This window comes from Streptomyces sp. NPDC052020 (assembly GCF_040680575.1).
In the GTDB taxonomy this organism is placed as follows: domain Bacteria; phylum Actinomycetota; class Actinomycetes; order Streptomycetales; family Streptomycetaceae; genus Streptomyces.
The window spans coordinates 54,200-79,433 of record NZ_JBFAWY010000010.1 but is presented as its reverse complement, the minus strand read 5'-3'; the positions used below and the strand labels follow the sequence as shown (position 1 = coordinate 79,433).

Genomic DNA, 25,234 nt, shown 5'->3' with positions numbered 1-25,234 from the left:
GTGTCAGGCGGATGTGAGGAGGCGGTCGAGCACGCGTACCGGCGAGCGAGGGCACATCGCGCGGCGGGCGGCCAGGGCCGTCTCCCACTGCTCGGTGAGACCGAGCATGAGGCGCTTACGCATGCCCGGGGTCACGTGCGCGTAGCGGGCTGAGACGGAGCCGTCGAGGTGGCCCATGCGCTCGTCCATGAGGACCTTCTCCGTGCCGAGGTCCTCCATGAGGGTGCGGTGGGTGTGGCGCAGGCCGTGCGGGGTGAGGCCCTTGGCGACGGGCAGCCAGCAGGCGTCGGACCGCTGGCTCGCACCACGGCCACGGGCCGGGACGCCGGGCCAGGGCTCACCGAGCAGTGGGACGGGACGCGGCTCCTGGGGCGCCTTCTTCGGGTACCAGCCAGTGGCGGCCGGCTGGAAGAGCCAGGTGGCGAAGCCGTTGCGGCGCCAGTGGGCGGGCTCCTGGGAGGGGGCCGCGTTGCGTACGAAGCCGAGTTCGGCGGCGGCGAGTTCCACGCGGACGCGCGTCTCCTCTCGTACGCGCTCAGGGTGGTTGAGCACGTTGGAGACCGTGCCGGTGGACACGCCCGCACGACGGGCGACGTCGACGAGCTTCGCGCCGGTGTGGCTGCCCGTGCGGGCGGTGCCCTGGCCCCGGAAGACGTAGGTCTTGCCGTGGCAGGGGCACGGGGTCGGTTTCGTGCGGGCGATGTGGTCGGCGACCAGGGCGGAGAGCCAGTCCGTGGCATCGATGGTGCGGTAGCTGTCGTCCTTCGGCGGCACGCGCACCAGCTCGCCGGAGTCGAGCTCGTACAGCTGCCACTCGACGCGGACGGTGCCGGGGCGCGCGTACTCGGTCTCCAGGCCGACGATCTCGCCCCACCGCATGCCGGTGTACGTCTTGAGGGTCACGGCCACGAACTCGTCGTCCCGCCCCGAGAGCAGGGCCGCTCGCTCAGCGATCAGCAGGGCCCCGAGCGGGTCGGTGATGACCTTCTCGGGGCCGCGGTCGCGGGAGCGGCCAGCGCGCTTGCCGCGCCCGCGCCGCCGGGCGGCCGGGTTGGACGTGATCAGGCCCTCGTCGATCGCGTCCTCGAGGATGAGGTGGAGGGTGGAGCGCCAGGTCTTCACGCTGGAGGGCGCGTACACAGCCTTCTCCGCCTTCTCCCAACGCTCCACGTCCGAGCGGAGGATGCCGGAGAGGGACTTGTCCGCGAAGGTGGGGAGAAGGTGCTCCTCTATGTGGCGCCGGTAGTTCTGCATGGTGGACGCGGCGAGATCCTGGTCGGCGTACCAGCGGCTGGCGTACTCGCCGAAGGTCTCCTGGCCGGCTGCGGGGTCCCGCCACTCGCCGCGCCGGACGGCGACCTCCTCGGCATCGGCTGCCTGCTTAGCCTCCCGCTTGGTGGCGAACTTGACCACGGCGCCTGTCGGATCGGAGACGGTGCCGTACTTTCCGTCGGCGAGCTTGTACCGGCCCCGCCAGTAGGTGCTTCGCTTCTCCGCGTACCCCAAGTGTTCCCTCCCTTCTTTCGCGGCAGATGTCTAGGCGGTGATGTCGTACTGGAACTGGGGCTTGAGCAGCCGACGCGGTGGCCGTGCGGTGAGCGCGGGTCCGGACGAGGCGGCACCGGGCTCGCGGGCGATGGGCACGGGGGCGGATACGGAGACGGGCGGCACAGGGCACTGCCGGGGGCGTGAAGGAATTTCCTCGTGCAGCCGCACGATTTCCCCGACGTGTTCCGCGGTAAAGCGATAGGCTCCGCCCACGTACGTGAAGGGAATGAGCCGGCGCCGGGCGCGTTCCTTTACCCACCAGACGGAACACCCCAAGGCTTCGGCGACTTCCCGGGCCGTATGGAGGCGGGGGAGAGCCGGAGATATCACGGGATCGGACAACAGAAGAATTTACCTTTCCGGGGACTCCCGAGGGAGACCCCACAACAGGCAGCCGGTTTCGGCGACAGGACAATGATGCGGAGAATCCCCGGTTTGGCTAACCGGCGATCGTCGGCTATGTTGCGCCCGCTCCGACCGGCCCCGGAAGTGCGTGAGGGCGGGCGAGGAGGTCGTGCGCTGGGGTTCCGAGGGCGGCGGCGATGGCGACGAGGTCGTCGATGTCGCAGCGGCGGACTGTGCGTTCGATGCGGGAGAGCGCGGTGAAGGTCATGGGCCGGCCGAGCGCGGTGACGCGTGCTGCGAGCTGGCGCTGGGAGTAACCGCGCGCGGTGCGGGTGCGCTCGATGGCGTGGGCGGTGGCTTGTCCGGCGGGTCCGATTTCAAGGGGGCGTGGCGGCATTGGTGTGTTGTAGCTTGCGTGGGGGCCGCTTGGGAACGCTATTCCTGTCTGCTGTGAGCGATGCGCCGACCACTGGTGAATTTTCGGGTTGATTTGGCCAACCGGGATTTCGGGTCTACCGTCATGCGGCCAGATAGAAGTTGTGTCGGGGATTTGAACTAACACTGGACTTCTGGACCCTGGGTGTGGCTGTGTTGTCCACGCACCCCGGCCCCGCCGGCTTCCCTGCCCCCCGTTGTCGATCGGCATCGCCCGTATCCGCACGATCAAGCCCGAGGAGTTCGCGTCCGAGTCCCTCGCGGCCGTGTCCCTGTCCGCCGAGCGGACCTTCTTCGGGCTGCTCACCCTCGCCGACGATCAGGGCCGGTTCCGTGACCAGGCGGCCGTCATCGCCGGCCAGCTGTGGTCGCTGCGCCGCGAGCACGGCCCGGTGGAGGTCGAGGACGATCTCACCCAGCTCGACGCCGCCGGCTTGATCTGCCGTTACGAGGGCGACGACGGCAAGCGGTACCTGCACATCGTCTCCTTCGCCAAGCACCAGAAAATCAACCGCCCCAGCGGCGTCCGGAACCCCGCCTGCCCCCACCACGACCTCGGCGTCACGCGTGAGCCCTCAACGCAGGTGCACGGAACAGTCACGGAGCCCTCCGTGAAGGGGCAGGGAGAAAGCACGGAGGCTGCCGTGAATGGCGAATCCGCAGGTCAGGCGCAATTCAGTGAGCCCTCACCGCAAGTGCGGGGAGGACTCACGGAGCCCGCGGTGAGCCCTCACGATCCGGATCTAGGACCTAGGAACAGGGATCTAGGAACTACCCCGTTGGGGGCGCGAGCGCCTCCCCGCCGCAGACCGTTTCGGCGAAGGACCTCATCGGCGAGTACGCCGCCGCGTGCACCCACCGACCGCCCCGAGACGTCCTCAGCCATCTCGGCGGGCAGGTACGCAAGCTCCTCGACGAGGGCATCGACCCGGTCCACGTACGGGCGGGTCTCGCACGGCACCGGGCCAAGGGCCTGCACCCGAGCACCCTGCCCAGCCTCGTCCACGAGGGCATGAACGCCTCCGCGCCCGCACCCGCCGCCCACCGGCCGTGGACCAACCCCGCCGACGTCGCCGCCGCCTACGGAGGTGACCTGTGACCGCCACCCTCACCCGGGACCCGCACCAGGTCGGCCGGATAGCCGACCGCCTCGGCGCCATCCTGACCCAGCGGGGAATCGGCCCCGACGCCACCGCGCACGAGCCGCTGTCGGAGCCCGTCACCGCGCTGGAGCTCGCCGACGCCCGCATCCCCGCCCGCTACCGGGGCGCTCTGACTGACCACCCCCAAGTCACAGGCTGGGTGGACGAGATCGCCCGCGCCGGCCGCCCCGGACCGGCAGGCGCACCGGGAATCTCGGAGGGTTCCTCCCTGCTGATCGGGCTCTGCAGCGCTTCCTCGCCCCATTCATGGAGCAGCTCACCGAGAAGAACCTCGGCAACGCCGCTCAGCTTATGAACGAGGACGACCGGACCGAGTTCGACCGACTGCTCCGCCTCGTAGCAGACCCGGTTCGTCCGTTCGCCCCGTACGCCTTCTGACGAGGGCCGGTCGCCAGCGGCCAGCGTGAGGATGCGACCGGCTCCTGTGATGGATGCCACCATCTGACACCGAGGCGTACGGCGTCCCGGTAGCCGCCAGCCGCGAGCCGTGGCGCACGGGCTTCGCCAGGACAGGACACGCATCGAAGCCGGGCTTCCCGTCGGGAGGCCCGGCTTCGATGCGTTGAATGGCCCTTATTAGGCGCGTCCGGTGGGTCGCGGATCTGTGCGGGCGCAACGAGGCGGTATGGCGATGGAGTACCGGTGGTTTTTCGAAGCTCCATCGCATGCGTCACGCGGTCAGCTGGCCGCGAGGCGGGCCCTCTTCTCGGCGCGCGGTTCGGCCTGCCAGCCAGGCAGGAACGCCGAGAGCACTGGGTCGCTTTCGATCTTCTGCTGAGTGAGCCGCATGCCTTCGTCGATGATTGCGTCCCACTTCTCTGTGGCGAGCTCGACGCGGCAAGGCAAATCTTTGATGATCTTCTCGTCCACGGTCAGGTAGTTCGAGGCTCGACTCCTAGCCCCGCGGCCCGTAGGCACGTAGGCGTCGGCGCCGGCCTGGTCTGGAAGTAGGGAGATGAGGACCGCGTCACCGTCCTCGGCGATCCTTCGGGCCGCCTTGTTGGCTGCTGAGACCTCCGTCTTGGAGGGGTCTCGTTGCAGCATCTCGATCAGGGTGCTGCGGATGCTGACCGTGTCCCGACCGGCCAGCGCCTCTCGCAGGGCCTCGTGGAAGGTCTCCGTCATCGATGTCATGACCGCGATTGTCATGATTGGCTGGCCTGGGGCCATGCGCTTGAGGGCGGCACCCGGTATGTGTTCCCCCGTTCGGCAGAAACGTGCTGGGCGTCGTCGCCGGCGGTCCCGTCAGTCGGGCGGAGGCCGGTCTTCAGCTCGTCACCGACCCATCGGACAGGACCCCTAGCTGGCTGGAGCGCGCAGGAGCCGGTCGCGTGTGCTTTCCGGCAGCACCCGCCGCAGGACGGGGGCGCTGGAGCTGAGGGAGTAGGCGAAGGCGGCGACGAGGTCGTGCGGCACACTGGGGCCGAAGGAAGCCGCCCACAGGTATCCCGCGCCGAACACCGGCTCAGCCCACGCCTGCCATCCAGCCAGGACCGCCTCGTCCGCCTCAACCACCATCTCCCGAGGGTCGGCGTCCTGGATGAGGGGCGGCACCTCGCCGAGGCGGATGTGGGAGGCGAAGGTCGGATCGATGGCTCCCGTGCCGGGCTGGTCGACGTCACGCAGCCACCCGTGCGCCGTAACGGCGTCGAGGACCAGCTCGGGGCCACCGAGCGAAAGGGCGGGCTGATCGCGGGCGTCAAGCGCGACGAGGAAGTCGGCGAGGACCTCTGCGGGGACCTCGGGGGTGAAGTAGGCCGACCACTGGGCGAGCGGACTGCTCGGGTCCGTACGGGCGGAGACCTGCCAGGCGATGGGCAGATTCCCCAGATGGAACGGCTCGTCCGGCAAGACCCACTGCGCCCACCGCAGGGAGTCGGGGCTGATGTGCAGGACGATGCTGCGCAGGACCTGGCGGTCCTCCGGAGCCTCGTCCGGCTCCTGGCGACCACGGACGATCGTCAGGCTCGTCCAGCCCAGGCCAGCGAGAGTGTCGGCGACGGCGTCGTAGAAACGTCCGTCGTCACCAGCCAGATGACGGGGACCGACCCAGTACGCGGACGGGTTGCTGGCCAGGGTGAGTGGGCCGAACGGGAAGTCGGGATGCAGGGTGCCTCCAAAGGCGTCGGGGTAATCAGCGCCGCCGGCGACGTGTGGCGCTGGTCAGGAGTGGCGGGCCGGTTGTGTGACGGCCTCGGGGGGGCAGATGACCGAGCGTCGTGTCCAGATCACGGCCCGGCGAGGCGGACGCCGGTCCGCCCGAGGGGCTCCGACTCGAGCCTCTGCTGTCACACCTGCTGGAGGTCTCCAGCACGCGAGCGACTGCGGCGGCGACGATATCGGCAGGCGTCTCGGTGTTGAAGGACATCTGGTACCCGCGCACCTTGGCCGTACCGGTAACGGCGATCTTCCATCCCTCACTGTCGGTGCCAGGACGGCCGGACGGGAACCATCCGAGATAGAAGGAGCCGTCCTTCGAGTTGACGTGTACGTCCGCGCGGTCGTCGACGACCAGGTTGAAGTCGTCGGCGCAGAACTGATCCATTACGAGCGTGGGCTGGCCCGGCCCAAGCTGCCACTCACGCAACCGCAGGGCCTCGATGGTGGTGGAGAATCCCGGACTCGGGGGCTCCGGAATCACAGGCGATCACCTCTTTGACCTGGTGGTTTACCAGAAGGTCATCCACGTTGACATGCCATTGCAGCGTTGGCCAGTCATTCATCGATATTTGCTGTCTGCCCCGGGCGAACTGCGACGAGGCGTGAGAGAGCGCTGCCGTACGCCCGGAGAAACGGCGTGCGCGTGGTCGGCAGAATGCCGATAGTTGCCGCATGGATGCGATCGAGGCCGCACGTGCCGTTGTAGATGAGCACCACCCTGACGCTCTGGCTGCCTTCCTGGGAGGCAGCGTCGTGACGGGACTGCGCACGGCAATGTCGGACCTCGACATCGTGGTCCTGCTCCGCGGAGCCCCGGCCCCGTACCGAGCAAGCCTCCGGAGTGGCGACTGGCCGGTGGAGATGTTCGTGCACACCGAAGCGACGTGGTACGCGTACGTTGAGCGGGAAGTACGCAAGCGCCGGTCGCCGCTGCTTTGGATGTGCGCCGACGGTGAGCTGCTCTTCGACACTGACGGAGTCGGAGCGCGCATCGCAGCGGAGGCCCGAAAGCTGACCGCCGCAGGGCCACCCATGGTGTCGGCCGAGGAGATCGATGATCGCCGCTACGCGATCACCGACCTCCTCGACGACCTCGCAGGAAGCAGCGACCGAAGCGAGCGACTGTTCATTGCCACCGAACTGGTTCGACGGACGGGCGAGTTGGCACTAGCCATCGGCGGCTCGTGGGGCGGGGGTGGAAAGTGGCTCGCACGCCGTCTGGAGACGACCTCACCGGGGCTCAGCTTGCGACTGCACCGTGGCCTGCGGGAGGTATTGGAGGGGCGGGTAGAGCCCCTCGTTGCCGCTGTCGACGAGGTGATCGGACAGGCCGGTGGTCGGTTGTGGGTCGGCTACAAGCGTGGTGGGACTTCGTGAACCTCGCGGGGACCGAGATACGAGGGTGGCGAACGGCGCACTGATCATCGGGCGGCGGACCTCCTGCGGGTCGGTGGCCTCCTCGCAGGGATCCGGAGCGGCTGCGGCTGTGCGTACGCCACCGAAAGGCGTAGAAACCGCATAAAGCACCATGGCATCGAGCGTGTCCGGCCCCTGGGTGGTCGTGGCTCAAGCCCCGGCCACGAGGCTGGTCGCGAGTCACTCGCTCAAGGGTGGCTGCCGGTGGCCCTGATGCTCATGGGCGTTCGTGATCACAGGATTCGAGGGGCGACAGGCGCTTCAGCGAGATCGCCAACCCGACGGCGTCCTTCGCCTCCGCCCGCCTGGTCACTGGGAGTATGGGCGGGTGAGTGCTGACGTGTTGGGACGCTGGGTGCCGGATCGTCCGGAGGATGTGGCCGCGGTCTTCGCCAAGGCGGACTTCCCATGGTGGATCGCCGGTGGCTACGCGATCGAACTCGCGGTCGGCCGCGAGTTGCGCGCACACGGCGATCTCGACGTCCTCGTCCTCCGGCGCGACCAGGCCCGCGTACGGGACCTCCTGGCCGACTGGGACCTGTACGTGGCCGACCCACCCGGCCAGCGGGAGCTGCGACCGTGGCGTCCTGGAGAGCTCCTACGGCCGCCGCTCCACGACATCTGGTGCCGCCGCACGCCGGAGGTCCCCTGGTCCGTGCAGCTCATGCTGGACGAGGCCGAGGGCACCCAGTGGGTCTCGCGGCGCACGCCAGAGATCCGGCTCCCGATCGACCGACTCGGGCGAACCAGCGAGACGGGTATCTCGTACCTCGCGCCCGAGGTGCAGCTCTTCTACAAGGCGAAGGCGACCCGGGACAAGGACGAGACTGACTTCGAAGCGGTACTGCCGCTGCTCGACGCTCCGGCCCGCGCCTGGCTGACAGATGCGATCAAGGTGATCGCGCCCACCCATCACTGGCTCCGCCGACTGCTGCCGGTCAGCCGAACGTGAGCAGCGGTACGTAGAGGTCGGGGTTCCGGGGCCGGGTCATCCTGAGCGGCGACGCGACCTACACGAGCACCAGTTCGCTAAGGAACTGGACCTTGGCGCTGAGGGGGTGGCTCGTCCTGCCGTCGGCCGACTGGGCCTTCAGGGCGACGGAGACGCGGATGTGCGGGAAGATCCCACCGGTGGCGCGAAGTGGGCTTGGCGAGGGAGTCGCGGCCCAACTCGCTCTTCCAGAGACCTCGTGGACACTCCAAAAACGGGCTTCTGTGTGGTCAAGGCCGAGCAGGGCGGCAGCGTGGCGGGCCGATGCCTCGTCAGGTCCATCGATCTCGAGAAGCATGGCAGGCAGGACCAGGTGTCGAAGCTGGAAGAAAGGTCCGTCCACGCACACCACGGCCCCAGGTCGCCGTAGGTAAGACCTGGCCGCGCTCGGTGCGTGGAACACGTCAGCGAGCAGTCGCTTCAGGGGCCAGGACTATAGACGAACCTGGATGAGAGCGTGAGTGCCGCTGGTACGCCACGCCGCACCGGCCTGTTCGAGGGCGTCCAGCGTTCCGTGGTCCAGGCCGACGATGACGTCGGACTTCAGGGTGCGGAGGGCTGCGACGGCTCCTGGGAAGTACGCGGTGAGGTCGGCGAACGGCGCCGTGGCGTCCCAGAGCCGGTCGCCCACCAAGCGCCGGTAGTTGAGGTCGCCCTTCAGGATGGTGAGCGTGGCGGCTTCGAACTCGCTTCGAAGGTCCTCGGGCATCTCCTCGTACGGCAACGGAGCGCAGAAGAAGGGGTGGGTGCGGACCTCCAGGCATCCTGACGCCATGGCCTTCCACAGTCGCCCGCCGATCTTGCCTGCTTCGCCGGGTGCCTCGGTGAGGCGGCGGAGGCAGTCGACGACGTCCGCCGTCATCGCGTCGGAGACGTAGTACGGGTACGGCTTGACGTGGAGCGCGACCCGCTCAGCGTGCCGGCGTTCAAGGAGGTGGTCGATGAGGATCAGGTCCGGGATCAGCTCGCGGCCGGCGTTGTCCGCCACCACGGCGACGGTCGCGGGCGCTCCGGCGGGCAGGAGCTGCCACAGCACGCCGCTCTCGTCGGCGACGAGAGCGGGGGTAGCTTCGCCGGTCGCTGGCTCCCCCGCCGAGACACGGAAGCCGAGGTCCGCGCGGTTGCCCCAGAGCGAGGCGTGGAGCAACGCCGTGGCCCGCTCGTCGGCAGGTACGTCCGCGAGCGCGTCCAGGGCACGCAGCTCCTCCTCCACCGCCTCGCCGCGCAGTTCGGCCTGCTTGAACGGAGCGAAGGGATCGACTCCCTGCCACGGGCTGGTACCGAAGTACTCGATGGCGGCGAGGAGCTTGCGGTAGAAGTAGCTCTCCGCCCACAGGAACGGGGCGTCGAACCAGGATCGCCCGAAGTGCTCCCGCCCCCAGTCCGTCCACTGCTCGCGATCGTGCTCCGCAGGAGCGAGCGGTTCGACAACACCGTTGGTGATCTCGTCCAGCAGGGCATCGAGGACCTCGTGCTGTCGGCGCCCGTACGGGAAGGCGTCTCGCACCTGCTGAATCAGGGCCGGGTGGCGTTTGGCCAGGACGCCCCAGGCGAACGAGCCGGGCTCGTTACTCAGGATGACTGGCGCCTCGCGGTCGGCGGTCTGACCCGAGCTGCTGTCGGCCCCTTCGTCCGCGGTGCTGGGAGTCTTTTCTGTCATGGTGTCCAAGCCCTTCGCTTGTTGCTCATGAGTCCTTGATCTCCAGGGACACGACCCCCGCCGCACTGCCAACCAGCACCTCGCCCGTACGAGGTTCGAAGGCCGCGCAGTGCAAAGAGGCGTCCACCCTGACCTTGGCGATCTGGCGCTGCTCTCCGAGCGCCCACAGGCGCACCGTCCCGTCCGCTGCGGCAGACACCAGGCGGTCCTCGTCGTTGAGGAAGCCCAGCATGAGGATGCGGCCGGTGTGCCCGGAGAGGTGGGAGGTGAACCTGTCCGTACCCAAGTGCCGTACCGCGATATCACCGGTTCCCGCCCCGACCGCGACGCGATGCCCCGGTCCGTCGATCGTGACGGCGCGGGCCCACCCGCTGGGGCTGGAGAACCGGCCCTTGAACTCGCCGGTGAGGGCGTGCCACACGCGTACGGAGCCGTCGCCGCCACAGGCAGCGAGGAGATCACCGCTGCCGTCGAAGGCGAGCGAGCGCAATCGGCCAGCGTGAACATCCTGGCTCCACAGCAGCGCCCCGGCGGAGAAATCCCAAACCCGGATGTGTCCGTCGCCCGTACTTGCGGCAAGTCGGGATGTCGAGCGAGCCATCGCCACGGCCCACGTACGTGGGGTGTCCTGGTTCAGGGTGAGGGACCACGCCTTGTCGAGTAGCGACCAGACCCTGACCGCTCCGTCGCCGCAGGCGGCCGCGACGTGCTCACCGCTGCCTGCCAGGGACCAAACCCGCCCATGGGCCGCCGGGAGCCTCCTGCTGACCGTCCCGGCCGAGGTGTCGATGACGCCGATGCCGCCGGCACCGTCGCCGACCACAGCGGTACGGCCGTCGGCGGCGAACTGCGTGGACCACACAGTGTTCGAGCCGCTGGCCAGCGTCCTGAGCCTGCTCCTGCCCACCGTCCAGACGCGAACAGCACCGTCCTCACACCCCGCTATCACGGAGCCATCGCCTGTTCTGGCGAGTGAACGCACCCAGTCGACACCCGGTGGGGGCTGAGTCTCGCCCGCTGGGCCTTCCGCCGAGAACGCCTGGATCCTTGGCTCTTCGGTGGCGGCGACGATGGCATCGTGCGAAGACAGAGCAACGGCACGCACGCGCGCCTTGAGATCGGCGATTCGGCGAACGAGAGCGAGCTGGCCATCCGCCGCGTCCCACACGGCGATGGAGCGGTCACCTGACCCGGAGGCCAACAGAGAGGAGCCGGGGGCGAAGGCCACGGAACGTACCCAGTCGCGGTGAGCGGCGCGTTCGTCCAGGAGACGACCTGTACGCAAGTCGAAGAGGCGGACGAACTCGTCCTCGCCGGCCACGGCCACAAGCGAGTGGGCGTCTCCTCCGATCGCCACGGACCAGACGGGAGTGCCGACCGTACGCATCGACCGCACGAGCACGAGCCTGTCCACGTCCCACACATGCACAGCTCCGTCCTCGGCCCCGGAGAGCAGGAACGGGCCGGATGGGGAGAAGGCGAGGCTGCGGATGCGGCGATTGTGCCCGGGCAGCACCCCGATGGGGTCTCCGGTGTCGGTACGCCATAGTCGGATCGCCCCATCGTCTCCCGCCGAAGCGAGGACCAGCCCGTCCGAGGAGAGCGCGGTGGCGAACACCCACCCGATGTGCGCCTGATGGGCTCGGAGTAGCCGACCGGTGTCGACGTTCCACAGCCTGACCACTCCGTCCTCGCCACCCGACGCGACCATGTCGCGAGCGGCGCAGACGCTGACAATCGCACCGATGTGGCCGGGGGCCGCTCCCGTGGTGTCGTCCTCGGGAGGCAGTAGCCACTTCGGGGCGAGCACCGCCTCCGCACCAGTGACGCGATCGAGGGTTCGCGTGGCCTGGGACAGAGGTGAGCGCCGCAGCACGATGGAAAGCGTCGAGGCGATATCAGCCGGGCTTTCCAGTCCGCTCAGCAGGTATCCGGCGCCGGTCAGGGCACGGGCGGTCAGCCACTCCTCACGCTGGGGGTGGCCGGCCTCGCGCCGCCCTGGCAGAGCGTCGAGGACGGCGGCGTCCGCGGTCAGGTGCTGGTGTCCGACGAGCGCGACCTTGCGTACCACGTACGACGGGGACGCCAGGAGGCTGACGAGCTCGGTGTCGAGCTCGGCTTCACGCAGGTGGTAGGGAAGATGGCGCCACAGGTAGCCCTCGGTCTCGTCCAGCACCTCCCACGCGCCCTCGGTGCCGTGCCGGTATGACTCGATAAGGGACCGGTGAAGGGCCGCCCAACGATCGCCGATCAAGTGCCGCAGGTAGGACCGGAACACATCGTGCAGCACGATGGCGTCCCGGTCGGCGAGATAGGCGCTGGTCAGGGACCGGTCGGACAGCAGTCGGCAAAACTGCCTCACCACGTGAGGCGCCCATCCGTGCGCTGTTCGCCACCAGTGAGTGAGCACCGAAACGGGGATCGGCAGCGACGGCGGGAAGACCGCGAGCGAGAGGTACCGGTCCCGCAGGTCCGAGTGGCCCGCGATCGAAACGCTCGCCTCAAGGCTGCGGAGACTGGACGCGAGGGCCTGCCCGATCGCGTTCTTCCGCTGGTCCGAGTCCCAGACGTCGAATGCCTGGGGGCCGTACGCACGGATCGTCGCGCTCGTCTCAGCCACCACACGACCGGCCGGGGCACCAGAGACGACCTCCTGTGCGACGTTCGCCCCGACGATCGACGCCAGCAAGGGCCATCCTCCGCACGCGCCGGCAAGGCGCGCGGCTTCGGCCTCGCCCAGGTTCCCAACGTTGCGGACGAGCAGCTCTCGGATCTCGCCCGGCGCCATGGGACCCAGCCGTACGACCCTGGCGGCGCTTGGGCACACGCGCACGTTCCTGGTGGTGACGAGCCGTACGCAGTCCTCCCCGCCCAACAGGAAAGGGCTTAGGTCGGCCGCGGACCAGACGTTGTCGATGACGAGGAGGGCACGCCGTCCCTGGAGCAGACGAGCCAGGTGGAAGCCAGCCTGCTCCGGATCCGCGAAAGAAGGGCGGCTGCCGTCCAGATGAACGCACAGGTCGGAGATCAGCTCGACAACCCTCGCCGCTGTGCACCCCTCGCCTGTCTCCACCCACAGGAAATCAGAGAAGGAGTTCCGTACACGAGGGTCGTGGCATACCTGCGTCGCGAGCGTCGTCTTCCCGAACCCGCCGGGACCGCACAGGGCGACCGTGGAGGCGCTGTTGTCCGCCGACGCCTCCCGTAGGACGGCGACGAGCCCCTCGAAATCATCTGACCTGTGCACCAAGCCGGGCTCCGGGACGGGTATCGGGAGGTAATGGTCCGGTGCGGGCGCGGCAGAGGACATCGGAGCACCAACAGAGTCCCAGAAGCGCTGCCGCACCTCCGCGTCGCTCCGCTCCAGCGCCGTATCCAATAACGCCTGGGAATCCGGGGTGAGAACGATCTCCTCACCTCGGGCCTCCCAGTTGGACACCGTCCGGTCGCTGACGCCGAGGTAGGCGGCGAAGCGACGCACACTCCGACGCGTCGCGAGCCGCAGAGCGCGCGCCTCCCTTCCGGTCCAGCGCTGCACTGTGGCCACCGAAGCTCCTTCGACCGACACCAACGACGGTAACAGCGTAGGGCGGTCTGACCAGGGGCGTAGGGCCTTCGCTTCGACAGGAGTTCAGCACCGATTCGGCACCCGGGTGGTCCCGCCCGGCGAAGCCGGCAGTCCCGCGACCGCCCACGCGAGCGACGACGTTGCCACGCGAGTGCGGCGCGACGGCAGCCCGCTGTCCCGCACCGCTCGGCAGTCTGCTCACCACGGAGCGCTGCCGCTCCGCGTGGACGACGAAGGGTGGTTTCAGGTGATCGGAACGAAGCAGCATGGCGGTGAGGGCGGGTGGTCCGAGAGGCAGATCGCCTACTACCGAGCGCGAGCCGGCGAATACGACGACTCCTACAGCGACCGCATGCCCATGCCTCAGCTCGCGCACGTCCTCGACGGCCTGCCGATCCGCGGCGACGTCCTGGAGCTGGCGTGCGGTACTGGCCAGTGGACCCGGCTGATCTCCGACCGCGTACGCAGCCTGACCGCCCTGGACGCCGCGCCGGAGATGCTGTCCGCGGCCCGAGAGCGCATGCACGGGACCGCGACTCGCTTCATCGAGGCGGACGTCTTCAGCTGGGAACCGGATCGCCAGTACGACACCATCTTCTTCGCCTTCTGGCTGAGCCACGTGCCGCCTGTGGAGATGGAAGCCTTCTGGGACCTCCTGAGGTGGACGCTGACGCCGGGCGGCCGCGTGGTGTTCCTGGACGACGCGCCTGCCAAGGCGGAGATCGAGGAGGGCGTTGCCGAGGCCCAGGTGCCCACGGTGCGCCGCAGGCTCGCCGACGGATCCCACCACCTGGCCGTGAAGGTGCTGCGTGACGCCGCCGCCCTCACCTTGCAGCTGCGCGACCTGGAATGGGAAGCCCAGGTCGAGTCGATCGACCGGTACCACATCGCTGGTGTCGCTCGCCCCTGGACGAGCGAATGACGAGCATGAGCGGCTACCCGGCCCGACCCAGCGTCCGCGCCGGCGAAGTGCTCCGGCTGCACATCTCCGCTTCGGCCCCGCGCTTCCACGTCGACTTCTACCGCTGGGGCGCGACGCCCTGTCACGCGGGCCACGTCGAGTGGCCCGGCGGCACCACCGAGCACGGCACGTTCGACGCCGACTGGCGGTGGCCCGCCTACGAGTTCCCCGTACCTCCCGAGTGGAGGTCCGGGGTCTACATCGCGACGCTGAGCCCGGAGCCGGCATCGGGCACACCGCCGATGGACTCCCGTGAGGCGCGGATTCTCTTCGTGGTCACACCCTCCGCGCCGTCTGGCCGCGCGGTCCTCTTCAAGATCCCGACCTTCACCTACCACGCCTACAACACGGCAGGGGGAGGCAGCCTCTACAGCGCCGCCGAGGTCACCACGCTCCGACCCGGAGGCGGCGTCGGCGGCCCCGTCAAGGGCCTGCCCGACCCATACGACACCGCTTCCCCGCGCCAGGCCTTCGCTCACTGGGACGCGCCCTTCATCACGTGGATGGAGGAGAACCGGATCGAGAGCGACTACTGCACCGACCTGGACCTTCACGAAGGCCAGCACCTTCATGACGGATACCGCCTGCTGGTCGCCGCCGGTCACGACGAGTACTGGAGCACCGAGATCCGCCAAAACGTCACCGCGTTCCGGGACAGCGGAGGAAACATCGCCAACTTCGGTGCCAACACCTGCTGGTGGCGAGTACACGTGGCCCCGGACGGAGCCGGGCTGCGCTGCGACAAGTTCCCGACCGGAGCCTCGGCCGAGACGGACCCGGACAGCTCGTACGGCTGCCCCGATCACTGGTGGGAATCGGAGCCCGAGAACTCCCTTCTCGGCGTGAGCTACCGAAACGGTGGGGGCCACTGGGACGGCCCGCGCACTCCCCTCGGATTCACCGTCACGGATGCGGAACACTGGCTCTTCTCCGGCACGGGCCTGCAGACGGGCGACGTCGTAGGCCGCGACGGGGCACTGGTCGGCTACGAATGCGACGGGGCGGCGTACGAGCTCGACGCGTTCGGCCGACCGCGCCCGACAGGCCGAGACGGGACTCCGAAGAACTTCGAGATCCTCGGCATCGCGCCGCTGCCCGGCGACTGGAACTTCGCGGCTCGGGAGGCGATGGACAGTCCTCGGGCAGCGACCCTCGGCCTCTACACGGCGAACGGCACGGTCTTCACCGCTGCCACGACCGACTGGGCCCGGCTTCTGCCCACCGACCCGCAGGTCGCAGCCATCACCCGCAACGTCTTCACCCGTCTCTCCTGACCGAAGGGATCATCGTGTCTGGAAACGTACGGCCGCTCAATGTGATCATTGGCGTCAACGGCATCGGCATGGGTCACTCGGTCAGACAGAGCGTGATCGCCCAGTACCTCCGCGACCGCGGGCACGAGGTGCGCATCGTCACCAACGGTAGCGCCCGCGTGGAGTACTTCCGAGACCTCGGCTTCCCCGCCTGGGACGGCTGGATGCCGACTCTCCTCGCCCGCGCCGACCGCATACACGCGAGCGACGCGATACGCGCCAACATCGGGCAGGCCCCGGCAGGCTTCGCCAAGCACATGCGCCTGCGCCGGATCGTGCGGGAGACCGGCGTCCCCGACGTGTTCATCACCGACTACGAGCCCAACACTCCTCGCCTCGCGTATCACTTCGGCAGACCGCTGATCTCCGTCGACCAGCAGAGCAAGTACCGGCATCTCGACCTTCCGACCGTCGGCCGATACGCCAGGACCGCTGACGAACAGCGCCTCCGTTACTTCGCGCCGCGCGTCGACCGGTCGTTCATCTGCTCGTACGTCCCCCTGAAGGCGGACGGCCGGCGGCTGGAGTTCATCGCCCCAGTCATCCCCGACTCGGTACGTTCCGCGCCGGTCACCACCGAACCCCTTGCCACGGCATACTTTTCGCGCTACTTCGACCACGGACCGGAAGAGTCCGTCCGAACGCTGACCGCCGTCTTCCGCCAGTACGTCCCGGACCGCGCCCTACGGATCTACGTGCAGCCGACGGAGATCGGCAAACTGCGCCAGTACGCCGACGGCAAGATCGAAATCCGTACCTTCGACCGCGAGGCGTTCATCAGGGACATGGCGCGGTCCGAGGCTGTCTTCTCCAACGCCGGCTTCAATCTCATCAGCGAAGCCTTTGTCCTCGGCAAACCGGTCCATCTGATCCCCCTGCCCACGTACGACCAACACTGGTGCGCCAAGGTCGTCCACGAGGCGGAACTGGGCACATCGGTGCCCCGCATCGACGGCGGAGCGGTGCTCGACTTCCTCAACCGAAATCGAGAGCTCCGCGCCAACGTCGTACGCCACCGGGACGAGCACCTCGCGGTCGACCCCCGGGAGCGGATCGCGGCCTACCTGGAGAGCCTGCCCACAGCCAGTTCTCCGATCTTCGCCCCAACTACACGGTAGGCGCGCCATGGGAACGCCACCGATCGCCGCGTACCTGCACACCACCGTGACCGTCACCGCTGTGGTGGCCTGCTACCGCTTCATGATCTCGCCGACTGCAGGGGCCATCGCGCGCCGCCCTACCCCGTTGATGCTCGTCACGAGCATCGCACCCGCCGCACTGCTCATCCTCCTGCCGTCGCCCGATCCCGGACCGATCCGGTGGTTCGCCCTGTTCATGATCACGGTGCTCACCTGGCAGGGGGTGACGAGCGACTACGACGTAACGGAGCCGATCGGACCGCAGCGCCTGGACAAGCAGCTGCTTCTGGTGCTGGGTGCCGTTTCGTGCTTCTGGCCTCCGGCTCTCCTGGCTTGGATGGGGGTGTACTGCGGCAAGCTCCGAGGCTGGAAGCACCACGCGATGATGCCGTTGCGACTGCTCAAGGCATACCTCGCCTGGTTCGTCGTGGCGACGCTCTGCGAGACTTCGGGCTCATCGCCAGCCCTCCTGCTCGTGCTCGGCTGCGTCTCGCTCTCTCATTACGTGAAGCCGGCCTGGAGCAAGGCCCGTCTCGGGCCACGACCCTGGTCATGGGCCTGGCACAACCGCACCCACTACCTGATCGCTTCGGCATACTCCTGGGGCTGGGCACGCTTCCTGCGTCCCGACACCGTGTCCCGCGTACTGCGCCGTGCACGCGGCTTTGACCGCCCCATCAATATTCTCGCGATGGCGATCGAGGCGGTGGGGCTGGTCGCCTTCCTCGACCGACGCCTTCTGGTCGCGGTCCTCGCGGGAACGGCCCTCTTCAGCCTCGCCGTCGCTCTCGCCTCCGGCATCCTCTTCTGGGAGAACATCGGCACCAACATCGCTCTCGCGATCACCGTCGGGTTTCTCCCCGCTGCGGAGTACGACACGGCCTTCGGCTGGCCAGCCGCGCTGCTGGCACTTGCGGTGCTCGTGCTCAGCGCCGCCGACCTGCTGTGGCAGCCCTGGCACCTGGGGTGGTGGGACTCTCCTTTTACAGCCCGTATCCACTGGCAGGTGGAGACCGCGTCCGGCGAACAGCAGGGCCTCTACAACGGCTTCATGTGCCCGTACGAGCGGGAGTTCGGTCGCGTTCTGGGCTACTTCCTGACGAGCGAACCGGTCCTCCACGACCACCTCGGCATCGTCTGGGACCGGCGGCTTCGCGACCTAATCGTCCACGCGGACGGGGATCCGGACCGGTTGCGGAACCTTAAGGAGACCTACGGCCGTGTGCAGAAGGACGAGCAGCTGGCGAGCGAGCATGTCGACTTCCTGACCACGATGTTCAGCCGACTCAACAGCGGCGTGCCGAAAGGTCCGTTGCCCAGGACACTGCGCTGGCTCAAAGCGCCCGGCGGCCAGCTCTACCGGTGGGGCGACCTTCCTCCCTACCGCGGCGACGAAGCCGTCCGCCGCATCACGATCCGGTACGAGGAGCGATGCTACCGCCCCGCGGCCGGCGACTTCGTCCTGCTCGCCCACGACGTCCTACACGATATCGACCTCGAACCCCCGAAACCCAACGACGGGAGCCCCTCATGCGCAAAATCTTCATCGACTGCGGCACCAACCTCGGAGTCGTGCTGAACCGCTTCATGCACGAGCTTCCGGATCACGAGTTCTACGCCTTCGAGCCGAACCCGGAGCTGATCCCCTCCATTCGCCAGCACATCGAACAGGCCAACGACACCGCCAGTGTCGTGATTTCCCAGAGCGCGGTGTGGACCCATGACGGCCTGATCGACCTCTTCCTCGGCCACCACGAAAGCTCCACCGTGATGCCGGGCAAGCGCGTGCCGCCGATGTACGACCAGCAAATCGACTACAGCTCGCCGGTCCCGGTGCCCGCCATCGACTTCAGCGCCTGGCTCCGGCGGACCGTCAGTCCCGACGATCACGTCGTCGTGAAGATGGACATCGAAGGTGCCGAGTACCCCGTGCTCACCAAGCTGCTGGAGGACGGGACGATCAACCTGATCTCGGTCCTCTACATCGAGTGGCACCACGACCGTTTCCCCGCCATGAGCCGTGCCGAACACGACCAGGTCGCTGCCGCGGTCTCCGCTTGTGTCGACGTCCGCGACTGGGACTGATCCGAGAAAGAGGACGCCACGCCATGCGCACCAAGCACATCTACCTGATCAAGCACGGCGAGACCGAGGAGAACCTGCGGGGCATCCACCAGGGCCAGGCTGTCGGCGGCAGGCTCAGCGAGCGCGGCAGGAACGACATCCGCGCGGTCGGTGCCGGCCTCGCCGCAGCCGGGATCACCGTGGACCAGATGCTCGTCAGCCCGATGTCCCGTTGTCGCGAATCGGCGGCGCTGCTGACCGCAGTACTCAGGCCGACCGACGTACACGTAGACGAACGCCTCGCCGCCAAGAACAGCGGCCACCTCGGTGGTCGGCCCAGGGAGCTCGCCGCCTCTGAGGCAGCACGCCATGGCGTGCCCATCCACCAGCTCCGCACGCCGGGCGGCGAGTCATCGGAGGACGTGCAGGCCCGCTATGTGGACCTGTGGAACCAGGTCCACACCGGGCCACATCGGACGACCGTCCTCGTCGGGCACGGTGGGGGCATCGCTTGCCTGCTGCTGTGGCTGACGGGGAACGGCTTCGAGCGCTACCTCCAGCACGTCCCTGGTTCAGCCAGTCTCACGTGGGTCGAGGCAGACGACACGGGGCCCCACATCCGGCTGATGAACGTGCCGCCCGCGAGCCTGCCCGGCCATCTCGTTCCCCGTACCGCCCGATGAGAGCACGGACGGTACGGGCTCGGGAGACACGGTCAGGCGTCCGGGGCACCGCCGAAGCGCTCACGGTAGGACTCCAAGTCCTCTTCCGTGATCTTCGCGAAGAGCACCGGCGGCACGGTGAACGCGGTGCCGGCCGTGACGGCGTCCAGGGCCTTGGCCTGCTCTGCGGTCACCCAGGTCGCGGTGTCGTTCTCCAGGGCGAAAGCCCCGCGCATGGCGGCGGCCGTGGCCGGGATGAACGGCTCCGAGACGACCGCGTACAGGTGGATCAGGTTCATCGCGGTACGCAGGGTCAGCGCGGCACCGTCGGCATCGGTCTTGATCTCCAGCCAGGGAGCCTTCTCCTCCAAGTAGGAGTTGCCCGCGGACCACAGGGCGCGCAGAGCTGCGGCGGCCTTACGAAACTGGAGCGCCTCCATGTGCTCCTCGTACTCGGCCAGCAGACGCGCGATCTCCTCGCCGAGCTTCGCCTCCGCCTCGCCTGCGGCGCGGCCGGCCGGGACCTCGTCGCCGAACCGCTTCCGGGAGAAGGACAGCACGCGGTTGACGAAGTTGCCGAGGGTGTCGGCCAGGTCCTTGTTGACCGTGGTGGTGAAGTGCTCCCAGGTGAACGACGAGTCGTCCGACTCGGGGGCGTTGGCGATCAGGAAGTAACGCCAGTAATCGGCGGGGAGGATCTCCAGGGCCGCGTCGGTGAAGACGCCGCGCTTCTGAGAGGTGGAGAACTTGCCGCCGTAGTACGTCAGCCAGTTGAAGCCCTTGACGAAGTCGACCATCTTCCACGGCTCTCGGACGCCCAGCTCAGTGGCTGGGAACATCACTGTGTGGAAGGGGACGTTGTCCTTCGCCATGAACTCGGTGTACCGGACGTCGTCGGCCTCGTACCACCACGACTTCCAGTCGCGGGTCTCGCCGTCCCGGGCAGCGTCCGCCCATTCCTTCGTCGCGCCGATGTACGCGATCGGAGCGTCGAACCAGACGTAGAACACCTTGCCCTCAGCCGCGAGCTCCGGCCACGTGTCGGCCGGGACCGGCACGCCCCAGTCAAGGTCACGCGTGATCGCACGATCGTGCAGACCCTCGGTCAGCCACTTGCGGGCGATCGACGTGGACAGGTGAGGCCACTGCTCACTGACCGCGTCGATCCACGCCTCGACTTCGGTCTGAAGCTTGGACTGCAGCAGGAACAGGTGCTTGGTCTCGCGGACCTCCAGCTCCGTGGAGCCACTGATCGCCGAGCGCGGGTGGAGAAGGTCGGTCGGATCGAGCACACGAGTGCAGTGTTCGCACTGGTCACCGCGGGCCTTGTCGTAGCCGCAGTGCGGGCAGGTGCCCTCGACGTACCGGTCCGGCAGGAAGCGGCCGTCGACCGGCGAGTACACCTGCCGGACTGCCCGCTCCTCGATGAAGCCGTTCTCGTTCAGCTTGCGCGCGAAATGCTGAGTGATCTCGCGGGTCTGCTGCGAGGAGCTCCGGCCGAAGTAGTCGAAGGCCAGCTCGAAGCCGTCGTACACGGCCTTCTGGGCGTCGTGGGCCTGCGCGCAGAACTCGGCGACGGAGAGCCCGGCCTCCTTGGCGGCCAGCTCGGCCGGCGTGCCGTGCTCGTCGGTGGCGCAGATGTAGAGGACGTCGTGACCGCGCTGGCGGAGGTACCGGGAGTACACATCCGCCGGAAGCATCGACCCGACCATGTTGCCCAGGTGCTTGATCCCGTTGATGTAGGGAAGCGCGCTGGTGACCAGGTGTCGAGCCATCCTCGGATGCTCCATTTCGTACGTACGGCGCCGGTGACAGTGCCACGGCGGGCCCAAGTCGGGAGGCTGCAGCCGATGCGATCACTCCGATCGCACGCTGTTGTCGCGCACGGTGACGGAACGGGTCTACAAGCCACCGCCATCGTATCGAACCGGTGCTTCCCCCATCCCAAAGGTTTTCTGACCGGCCTGGGCGGAGCGCGAAAAGCACTCGGCCGTCCAAGACAGGCGGCCAAGCGAGTCTCGTACGGCCGAGGCGCTTCCCATCTTAGAGCCACCGCCACGCCACGGGCCGCCCGCCGTACACATCCGCACGTTTACACAACGAGGTGGACAGCATGATCGAAAAGGGTGAGATCCAGCGGCTCCGCGTCGCCGTCGTGGGACAGGGGTATGTCGGGCTCCCGCTCGCGGTGAGAGCCGCCGAGGCCGGGCACCAGGTCGTTGGCTTCGACGTGGACGCGGGGCGGGTCAAGCGACTCATGCTCGGAGAGTCCTACATCGAGGACGTCACCGACTCGCGTCTGGCGCCGCTCCTCGCTGCCGGCGTTTATCGGCCCACCATCGACCCCTCCGACTGCGCGGGATTCGACGTAGCGGTCGTCACGGTGCCCACGCCGCTCCGCGACGGAGCTCCGGACCTGTCGCATGTCGAAGACTCGGCGCTGCTGCTGGGCCACCACCTCACTCGCGGGGCGACCGCCGTCCTGGAGTCGACGACGTACCCGGGCACCACGGAGGAAGTCTTCGGCCCCCTCCTCGAAAGCACCTCTGGTCTCACGGCGGGCACCGACTTCCACCTTGGCTACAGCCCTGAGCGCATCGACCCTGGCAACCCCATCTGGCGACTGGAGAACACCCCGAAGATCGTTTCAGGGATCGATACGGCGTCCCAGGAAGTAATCCGCCACTTCTACGCGTCCCTCGTCGACAAGGTCGTCCCAGTGGCCAGCTGCAAGGAAGCCGAGCTGACGAAGCTGCTGGAGAACACCTTCCGGCACGTGAACATCGCGCTCGCCAACGAGCTGGCGATCTTCGCGCACGAGCTGGGCATCGACGTCTGGGCCGCCATCGACGCGGCCTCCACCAAGCCGTTCGGCTTCATGCGCTTCACCCCGGGACCAGGAGTCGGAGGCCACTGCCTGCCCATAGACCCCTCCTACCTGTCCTGGCGCGTCCAGCGGACCGTGGGCCGCAACTTCCGCTTCGTCGAACTCGCGAACGACGTCAACAACCACATGCCCGACTACGTCGTCCGGCGACTGGTCGACGGACTCAACAAACGCAAGAAGTCCGTCAACGGCTCCCGAGTACTGCTGCTCGGCCTCGCTTACAAGGCCAACACGGGCGACGCCCGCGAAACACCGGCGGCGCGGATCGCGGAGCTGCTCACCGGCATGGGCGCGGAGGTCCAGGCGGCCGACCCCCACGTCAGCGACGACGCTCACCCGCGCGCCGACGGCCTGGCGAACCTCAGGCGAGTCGACGTCACGCCGGCCGGACTCGCGGCGGCCGACGCCGTCGTCCTCCTCGCCGACCACGACGCCTTCGACTACCCCCTGATCACCGCGCACGCCCCGTACATCCTCGACTGCCGCCGTCAGCTCGTCGGCGCACACGTCGACTCTCTCTGAAGGGTAGCCACGTGAAGCTCGCGATCACCGGCGGCGCCGGGTTCATCGGAAGCAACCTTGCCCGTACCTTGACCGACCACCCCAAGATCGCCCAGGTCCGGGTGGTGGACAACCTCTCGACCGGCCGCGAGGCCAACATCGCCGGCCTCGACGTCGACTTCTTCAAGGGCGACATCCAGAACGCCGACCTGCTGGACCGGGTGTTCCGCGGCGCGGACGCCATCGTCCACCTCGCCGCGCTGCCCTCCGTACCGCGCTCGGTCCGAGACCCCCTGGCCAGCCACGAGGCCAACGCGACCGGAACCCTCCAAGTCTTGGAAGCCGCACGCCGCGCGGGCGGCCTGCACGTGATCGCCGCGTCCTCGTCCTCCGTGTACGGCGCGAACCCTCACCTGCCGAAGCACGAGGACCTCACCACAGCTCCGATGAGTCCGTACGCGGTGACCAAACTCGCCACGGAGGCGTACCTGGGCGCCTACCACCACAGCTTCGACCTGCCCGTGCTGCCCTTCCGCTTCTTCAACGTCTACGGCCCCGGCCAGCGCGCGGACCACGCCTACGCCGCGGTTATCCCGAAGTGGATCAGCGCCACGCTCGCCGGCGAGCCCGTGACCGTCTACGGCGACGGCACCCAGACCCGCGACTTCACGTACGTGGGCACCGTGTGCCGCATCCTCACCGACGCCCTCCTCCGCCGGATCGTCGAGCCCCGCCCTGTGAACTTGGCCTTCGGGACTCGCACACCGCTCCTGGACCTCATCCCGGAGATCGAGACGGCGACTGGTCACCGCGTCCGGCGGGAGCACGTGTCTGCTCGCACCGGCGACGTCCCTCACTCTCAGGCCGATAGCAGTCGTCTGCGGGCGCTTTTCCCAACGGTGGCACCTGTAGGGCTTGAGGAAGGGATCTCCGCGACAGCGCGCTGGCTCAGCGTTTCGGCCCTAGCCGGCCCCACCGCCTTGGCCTCGCAGGAGCGGTCCTGACGTCGATGGCCCCGAGCGAAGTTCGCTCGCCTTCGCCAATCCGGAGCCCAGCAGTGCTTTCGCTTACGCGATGAACCGCGTCATCGAAAGCGGCGACCATACGCGTGCCATCTCGCTAGTGGACGCCGTGCGGACTTCCCTGACTTACTGGGCCGATGCGCGACTGGATAGCGGGCCCACCTGCGAAACGGGTTCCTCTCAGCTGGCGCTGACTTTCGCGCCGATCAGATGCAGATCCGGCGCCCACTCGACTGGAACTGCGCGGGAACCTTGCAAGGGGCACGATGAAGAGAAGGCTCTTCGTCACCCTTTGGGAGGAGCTTCCGGTCACCAGAAGCAGACGGTTACTACCGTCTGCGACACTCTTGCCACTTTGGGTCAGGTGGGAGGGGTTTCCGCGTGCCTGCGTTGAGTGTGGACGAGGCGGGTCCGGAGCGCGGCACGGCCGTGTGGGAGGACGACTACATCCTCCTTGCGCTGTTGTCCCACGGCCTCGTCGAGATGAAGCGGCGCCTGGAGAATCTTGGAGCGCCGCGTCATCCCTGGTCCAAGGCGGAGAGGCGGGACACCGGTCTGCCAGGAGCTTGGCAGGAGGCGGTCACGCGTCTGTGGTGGTGGTTCTTCTGGGCAGGGCTTGAGCCCCCTCGCAACGACTACGGGGTGCTGGAGCTGTGCCGGGTACCGCTGGGCCAGTGGCCACTGCGGATGGCTCTCTCATCGGCCGACGTCGACGTGTGCCTGCTGGACGGCGAGGAGCCGAGCGAGTTCGCCGAGGAGGCCGTGCGGGGTGCCTGGGGTGACCCAGAGGCTCACATCGCCGAGCAGCGTGTGCACCAAGCGCTGGTGCTGGTGGCGGAGGCCAATGCCCGCGAAGGGCGCGATGTCGGGCAGATCTACGTGCGACTGCGGCACCTGGTCATCGAGCGGCCGGTGATCAGCGACCTGGAGGTACGGGCGCTGCAGCAGGAGATGCCGTCGGGACCGACGGCCGGAGAACCGTATGTGATGGAGTTCGTGCGCGCGGCGTATGAGCGACGGCTGGCGGAGAACGGCGTGACGCTGACCGTGTGCGCGGGGTGCGGCGTTCCCTTGCCCCAGGCGCGGGGGAGCCGGAGCCAGAGCTGTGGCACGCCGAGCTGTGAGACCAGGCCCAAGATCCTGCGTCTGCCCACGCTCGCCTTCTACTGGGTGCTCCACCGCGGTGCCCGTCGATTCGTTCATGACCCCGGCGTGTTCGAACTGCGCGTCTGCGAGAAGGTACGTGCGCTGGGACTGGAGCCGATGTTGTGGTTGGGGACGGACCAGCCCGACGCGCTGGACGTGTCCTTCCACGTCCGAAGGGGGAACCGGAGCGAGCTGTGGGGCACTGACGAGAAGGACCGAGGGCGGACCGCATCCTGAGAGGCAAGAACCGCGC

Annotated in this window: 19 protein-coding genes and 2 pseudogenes; 13 read left to right on the top strand and 8 right to left on the bottom strand. The window is 68.1% G+C overall.

What is annotated here, in order from left to right:
- Nucleotides 1-3 precede the first annotated feature (3 nt).
- Nucleotides 4-1,506 carry a LacI family DNA-binding transcriptional regulator gene (locus AB0L74_RS13000; RefSeq protein ID WP_365649694.1) on the bottom strand — a complete coding sequence of 501 codons (1,503 nt, stop codon included), beginning with the start codon at nucleotides 1,504-1,506 and terminating at the stop codon, nucleotides 4-6.
- A gap of 499 nt (nucleotides 1,507-2,005) precedes the next feature.
- The gene (locus AB0L74_RS12995; protein ID WP_365649691.1) at nucleotides 2,006-2,290 is read right to left on the bottom strand and encodes a helix-turn-helix transcriptional regulator; all 285 of its coding nucleotides are present in this window, start codon (nucleotides 2,288-2,290) and stop codon (nucleotides 2,006-2,008) included.
- Between the two features lie 247 nt (nucleotides 2,291-2,537).
- Here AB0L74_RS12995 and AB0L74_RS12990 point away from each other — a divergent pair.
- Together AB0L74_RS12990 and AB0L74_RS12985 are read left to right on the top strand one after the other, a co-directional pair.
- Nucleotides 2,538-3,427 (top strand): annotated as a pseudogene (locus AB0L74_RS12990) (hypothetical protein).
- Nucleotides 3,424-3,786, top strand: a complete 363-nt coding sequence (locus AB0L74_RS12985; RefSeq protein ID WP_365649688.1) for a hypothetical protein — start codon at nucleotides 3,424-3,426, stop codon at nucleotides 3,784-3,786. The pseudogene AB0L74_RS12990 and the gene AB0L74_RS12985 overlap by 4 nt, the downstream one beginning before the upstream one ends.
- 383 nt (nucleotides 3,787-4,169) lie before the next feature.
- Here the strand turns inward: AB0L74_RS12985 and AB0L74_RS12980 are convergent, their stop codons facing one another.
- From AB0L74_RS12980 to AB0L74_RS12970, 3 genes and pseudogenes are all read right to left on the bottom strand, one after another.
- Nucleotides 4,170-4,625 carry a hypothetical protein gene (locus tag AB0L74_RS12980; RefSeq protein WP_365649685.1) on the bottom strand — a complete coding sequence of 152 codons (456 nt, stop codon included), beginning with the start codon at nucleotides 4,623-4,625 and terminating at the stop codon, nucleotides 4,170-4,172.
- Nucleotides 4,626-4,790: 165 nt separating this feature from the next.
- The gene (locus tag AB0L74_RS12975; protein ID WP_365650069.1) at nucleotides 4,791-5,600 is read right to left on the bottom strand and encodes a DUF317 domain-containing protein; all 810 of its coding nucleotides are present in this window, start codon (nucleotides 5,598-5,600) and stop codon (nucleotides 4,791-4,793) included.
- A 190-nt stretch (nucleotides 5,601-5,790) separates the two neighbouring features.
- Nucleotides 5,791-6,132: pseudogene (locus tag AB0L74_RS12970) on the bottom strand (DUF317 domain-containing protein); the annotation flags it as partial.
- Between the two features lie 191 nt (nucleotides 6,133-6,323).
- On the opposite strand from AB0L74_RS12970, the gene AB0L74_RS12965 reads away from it, so the two are divergent.
- Both AB0L74_RS12965 and AB0L74_RS12960 read left to right on the top strand, forming a co-directional pair.
- Nucleotides 6,324-7,028, top strand: a complete 705-nt coding sequence (locus AB0L74_RS12965) for a nucleotidyltransferase domain-containing protein (RefSeq protein ID WP_365649682.1) — start codon at nucleotides 6,324-6,326, stop codon at nucleotides 7,026-7,028.
- Nucleotides 7,029-7,422: 394 nt separating this feature from the next.
- The gene (locus tag AB0L74_RS12960; protein WP_365649679.1) at nucleotides 7,423-8,019 is read left to right on the top strand and encodes an amino acid transporter; all 597 of its coding nucleotides are present in this window, start codon (nucleotides 7,423-7,425) and stop codon (nucleotides 8,017-8,019) included.
- A gap of 472 nt (nucleotides 8,020-8,491) precedes the next feature.
- Here the strand turns inward: AB0L74_RS12960 and AB0L74_RS12955 are convergent, their stop codons facing one another.
- Together AB0L74_RS12955 and AB0L74_RS12950 are read right to left on the bottom strand one after the other, a co-directional pair.
- The gene (locus AB0L74_RS12955; RefSeq protein WP_365649677.1) at nucleotides 8,492-9,718 is read right to left on the bottom strand and encodes a damage-control phosphatase ARMT1 family protein; all 1,227 of its coding nucleotides are present in this window, start codon (nucleotides 9,716-9,718) and stop codon (nucleotides 8,492-8,494) included.
- Nucleotides 9,719-9,743: 25 nt separating this feature from the next.
- Nucleotides 9,744-13,265, bottom strand: a complete 3,522-nt coding sequence (locus AB0L74_RS12950; RefSeq protein ID WP_365649674.1) for an NB-ARC domain-containing protein — start codon at nucleotides 13,263-13,265, stop codon at nucleotides 9,744-9,746.
- 268 nt (nucleotides 13,266-13,533) lie between these two features.
- Between AB0L74_RS12950 and AB0L74_RS12945 the strand changes: the two genes are divergently transcribed.
- From AB0L74_RS12945 to AB0L74_RS12920, 6 genes are read left to right on the top strand one after another with little or no spacing between them, the layout of a single operon-like run.
- Nucleotides 13,534-14,208, top strand: a complete 675-nt coding sequence (locus AB0L74_RS12945) for a class I SAM-dependent methyltransferase (RefSeq protein ID WP_365649671.1) — start codon at nucleotides 13,534-13,536, stop codon at nucleotides 14,206-14,208.
- Nucleotides 14,205-15,521: a N,N-dimethylformamidase beta subunit family domain-containing protein gene (locus tag AB0L74_RS12940; protein WP_365649668.1), complete on the top strand. Its 1,317-nt coding sequence runs from the start codon at nucleotides 14,205-14,207 to the stop codon at nucleotides 15,519-15,521. The genes AB0L74_RS12945 and AB0L74_RS12940 overlap by 4 nt, the downstream gene beginning before the upstream one ends.
- 8 nt (nucleotides 15,522-15,529) lie before the next feature.
- Nucleotides 15,530-16,678 (top strand): glycosyltransferase family protein, encoded by a 1,149-nt coding sequence (locus AB0L74_RS12935; protein WP_365650066.1) that lies wholly within the window; start codon nucleotides 15,530-15,532, stop codon nucleotides 16,676-16,678.
- Nucleotides 16,679-16,685: 7 nt separating this feature from the next.
- Nucleotides 16,686-18,278 carry a hypothetical protein gene (locus AB0L74_RS12930; RefSeq protein ID WP_365649665.1) on the top strand — a complete coding sequence of 531 codons (1,593 nt, stop codon included), beginning with the start codon at nucleotides 16,686-16,688 and terminating at the stop codon, nucleotides 18,276-18,278.
- Nucleotides 18,230-18,784, top strand: a complete 555-nt coding sequence (locus AB0L74_RS12925; RefSeq protein ID WP_365649662.1) for an FkbM family methyltransferase — start codon at nucleotides 18,230-18,232, stop codon at nucleotides 18,782-18,784. The genes AB0L74_RS12930 and AB0L74_RS12925 overlap by 49 nt, the downstream gene beginning before the upstream one ends.
- Nucleotides 18,785-18,807: 23 nt before the next feature.
- On the top strand, nucleotides 18,808-19,446 hold the full coding sequence (locus AB0L74_RS12920; protein ID WP_365649660.1) for a histidine phosphatase family protein: 639 nt from the start codon (nucleotides 18,808-18,810) through the stop codon (nucleotides 19,444-19,446).
- Nucleotides 19,447-19,478: 32 nt separating this feature from the next.
- Here the strand turns inward: AB0L74_RS12920 and metG are convergent, their stop codons facing one another.
- Nucleotides 19,479-21,200, bottom strand: a complete 1,722-nt coding sequence (gene metG / locus AB0L74_RS12915) for a methionine--tRNA ligase (RefSeq protein WP_365649656.1) — start codon at nucleotides 21,198-21,200, stop codon at nucleotides 19,479-19,481.
- A gap of 338 nt (nucleotides 21,201-21,538) precedes the next feature.
- On the opposite strand from metG, the gene AB0L74_RS12910 reads away from it, so the two are divergent.
- From AB0L74_RS12910 to AB0L74_RS12900, 3 genes are all read left to right on the top strand, one after another.
- On the top strand, nucleotides 21,539-22,834 hold the full coding sequence (locus AB0L74_RS12910) for a nucleotide sugar dehydrogenase (protein ID WP_365649653.1): 1,296 nt from the start codon (nucleotides 21,539-21,541) through the stop codon (nucleotides 22,832-22,834).
- Nucleotides 22,835-22,845: 11 nt separating this feature from the next.
- Nucleotides 22,846-23,817 (top strand): NAD-dependent epimerase/dehydratase family protein, encoded by a 972-nt coding sequence (locus tag AB0L74_RS12905; protein ID WP_365649650.1) that lies wholly within the window; start codon nucleotides 22,846-22,848, stop codon nucleotides 23,815-23,817.
- Nucleotides 23,818-24,216: 399 nt separating this feature from the next.
- Entirely contained in the window at nucleotides 24,217-25,218 is a 1,002-nt protein-coding gene (locus AB0L74_RS12900; RefSeq protein WP_365649647.1) for a hypothetical protein, read from the top strand.
- Nucleotides 25,219-25,234: the final 16 nt, after the last annotated feature.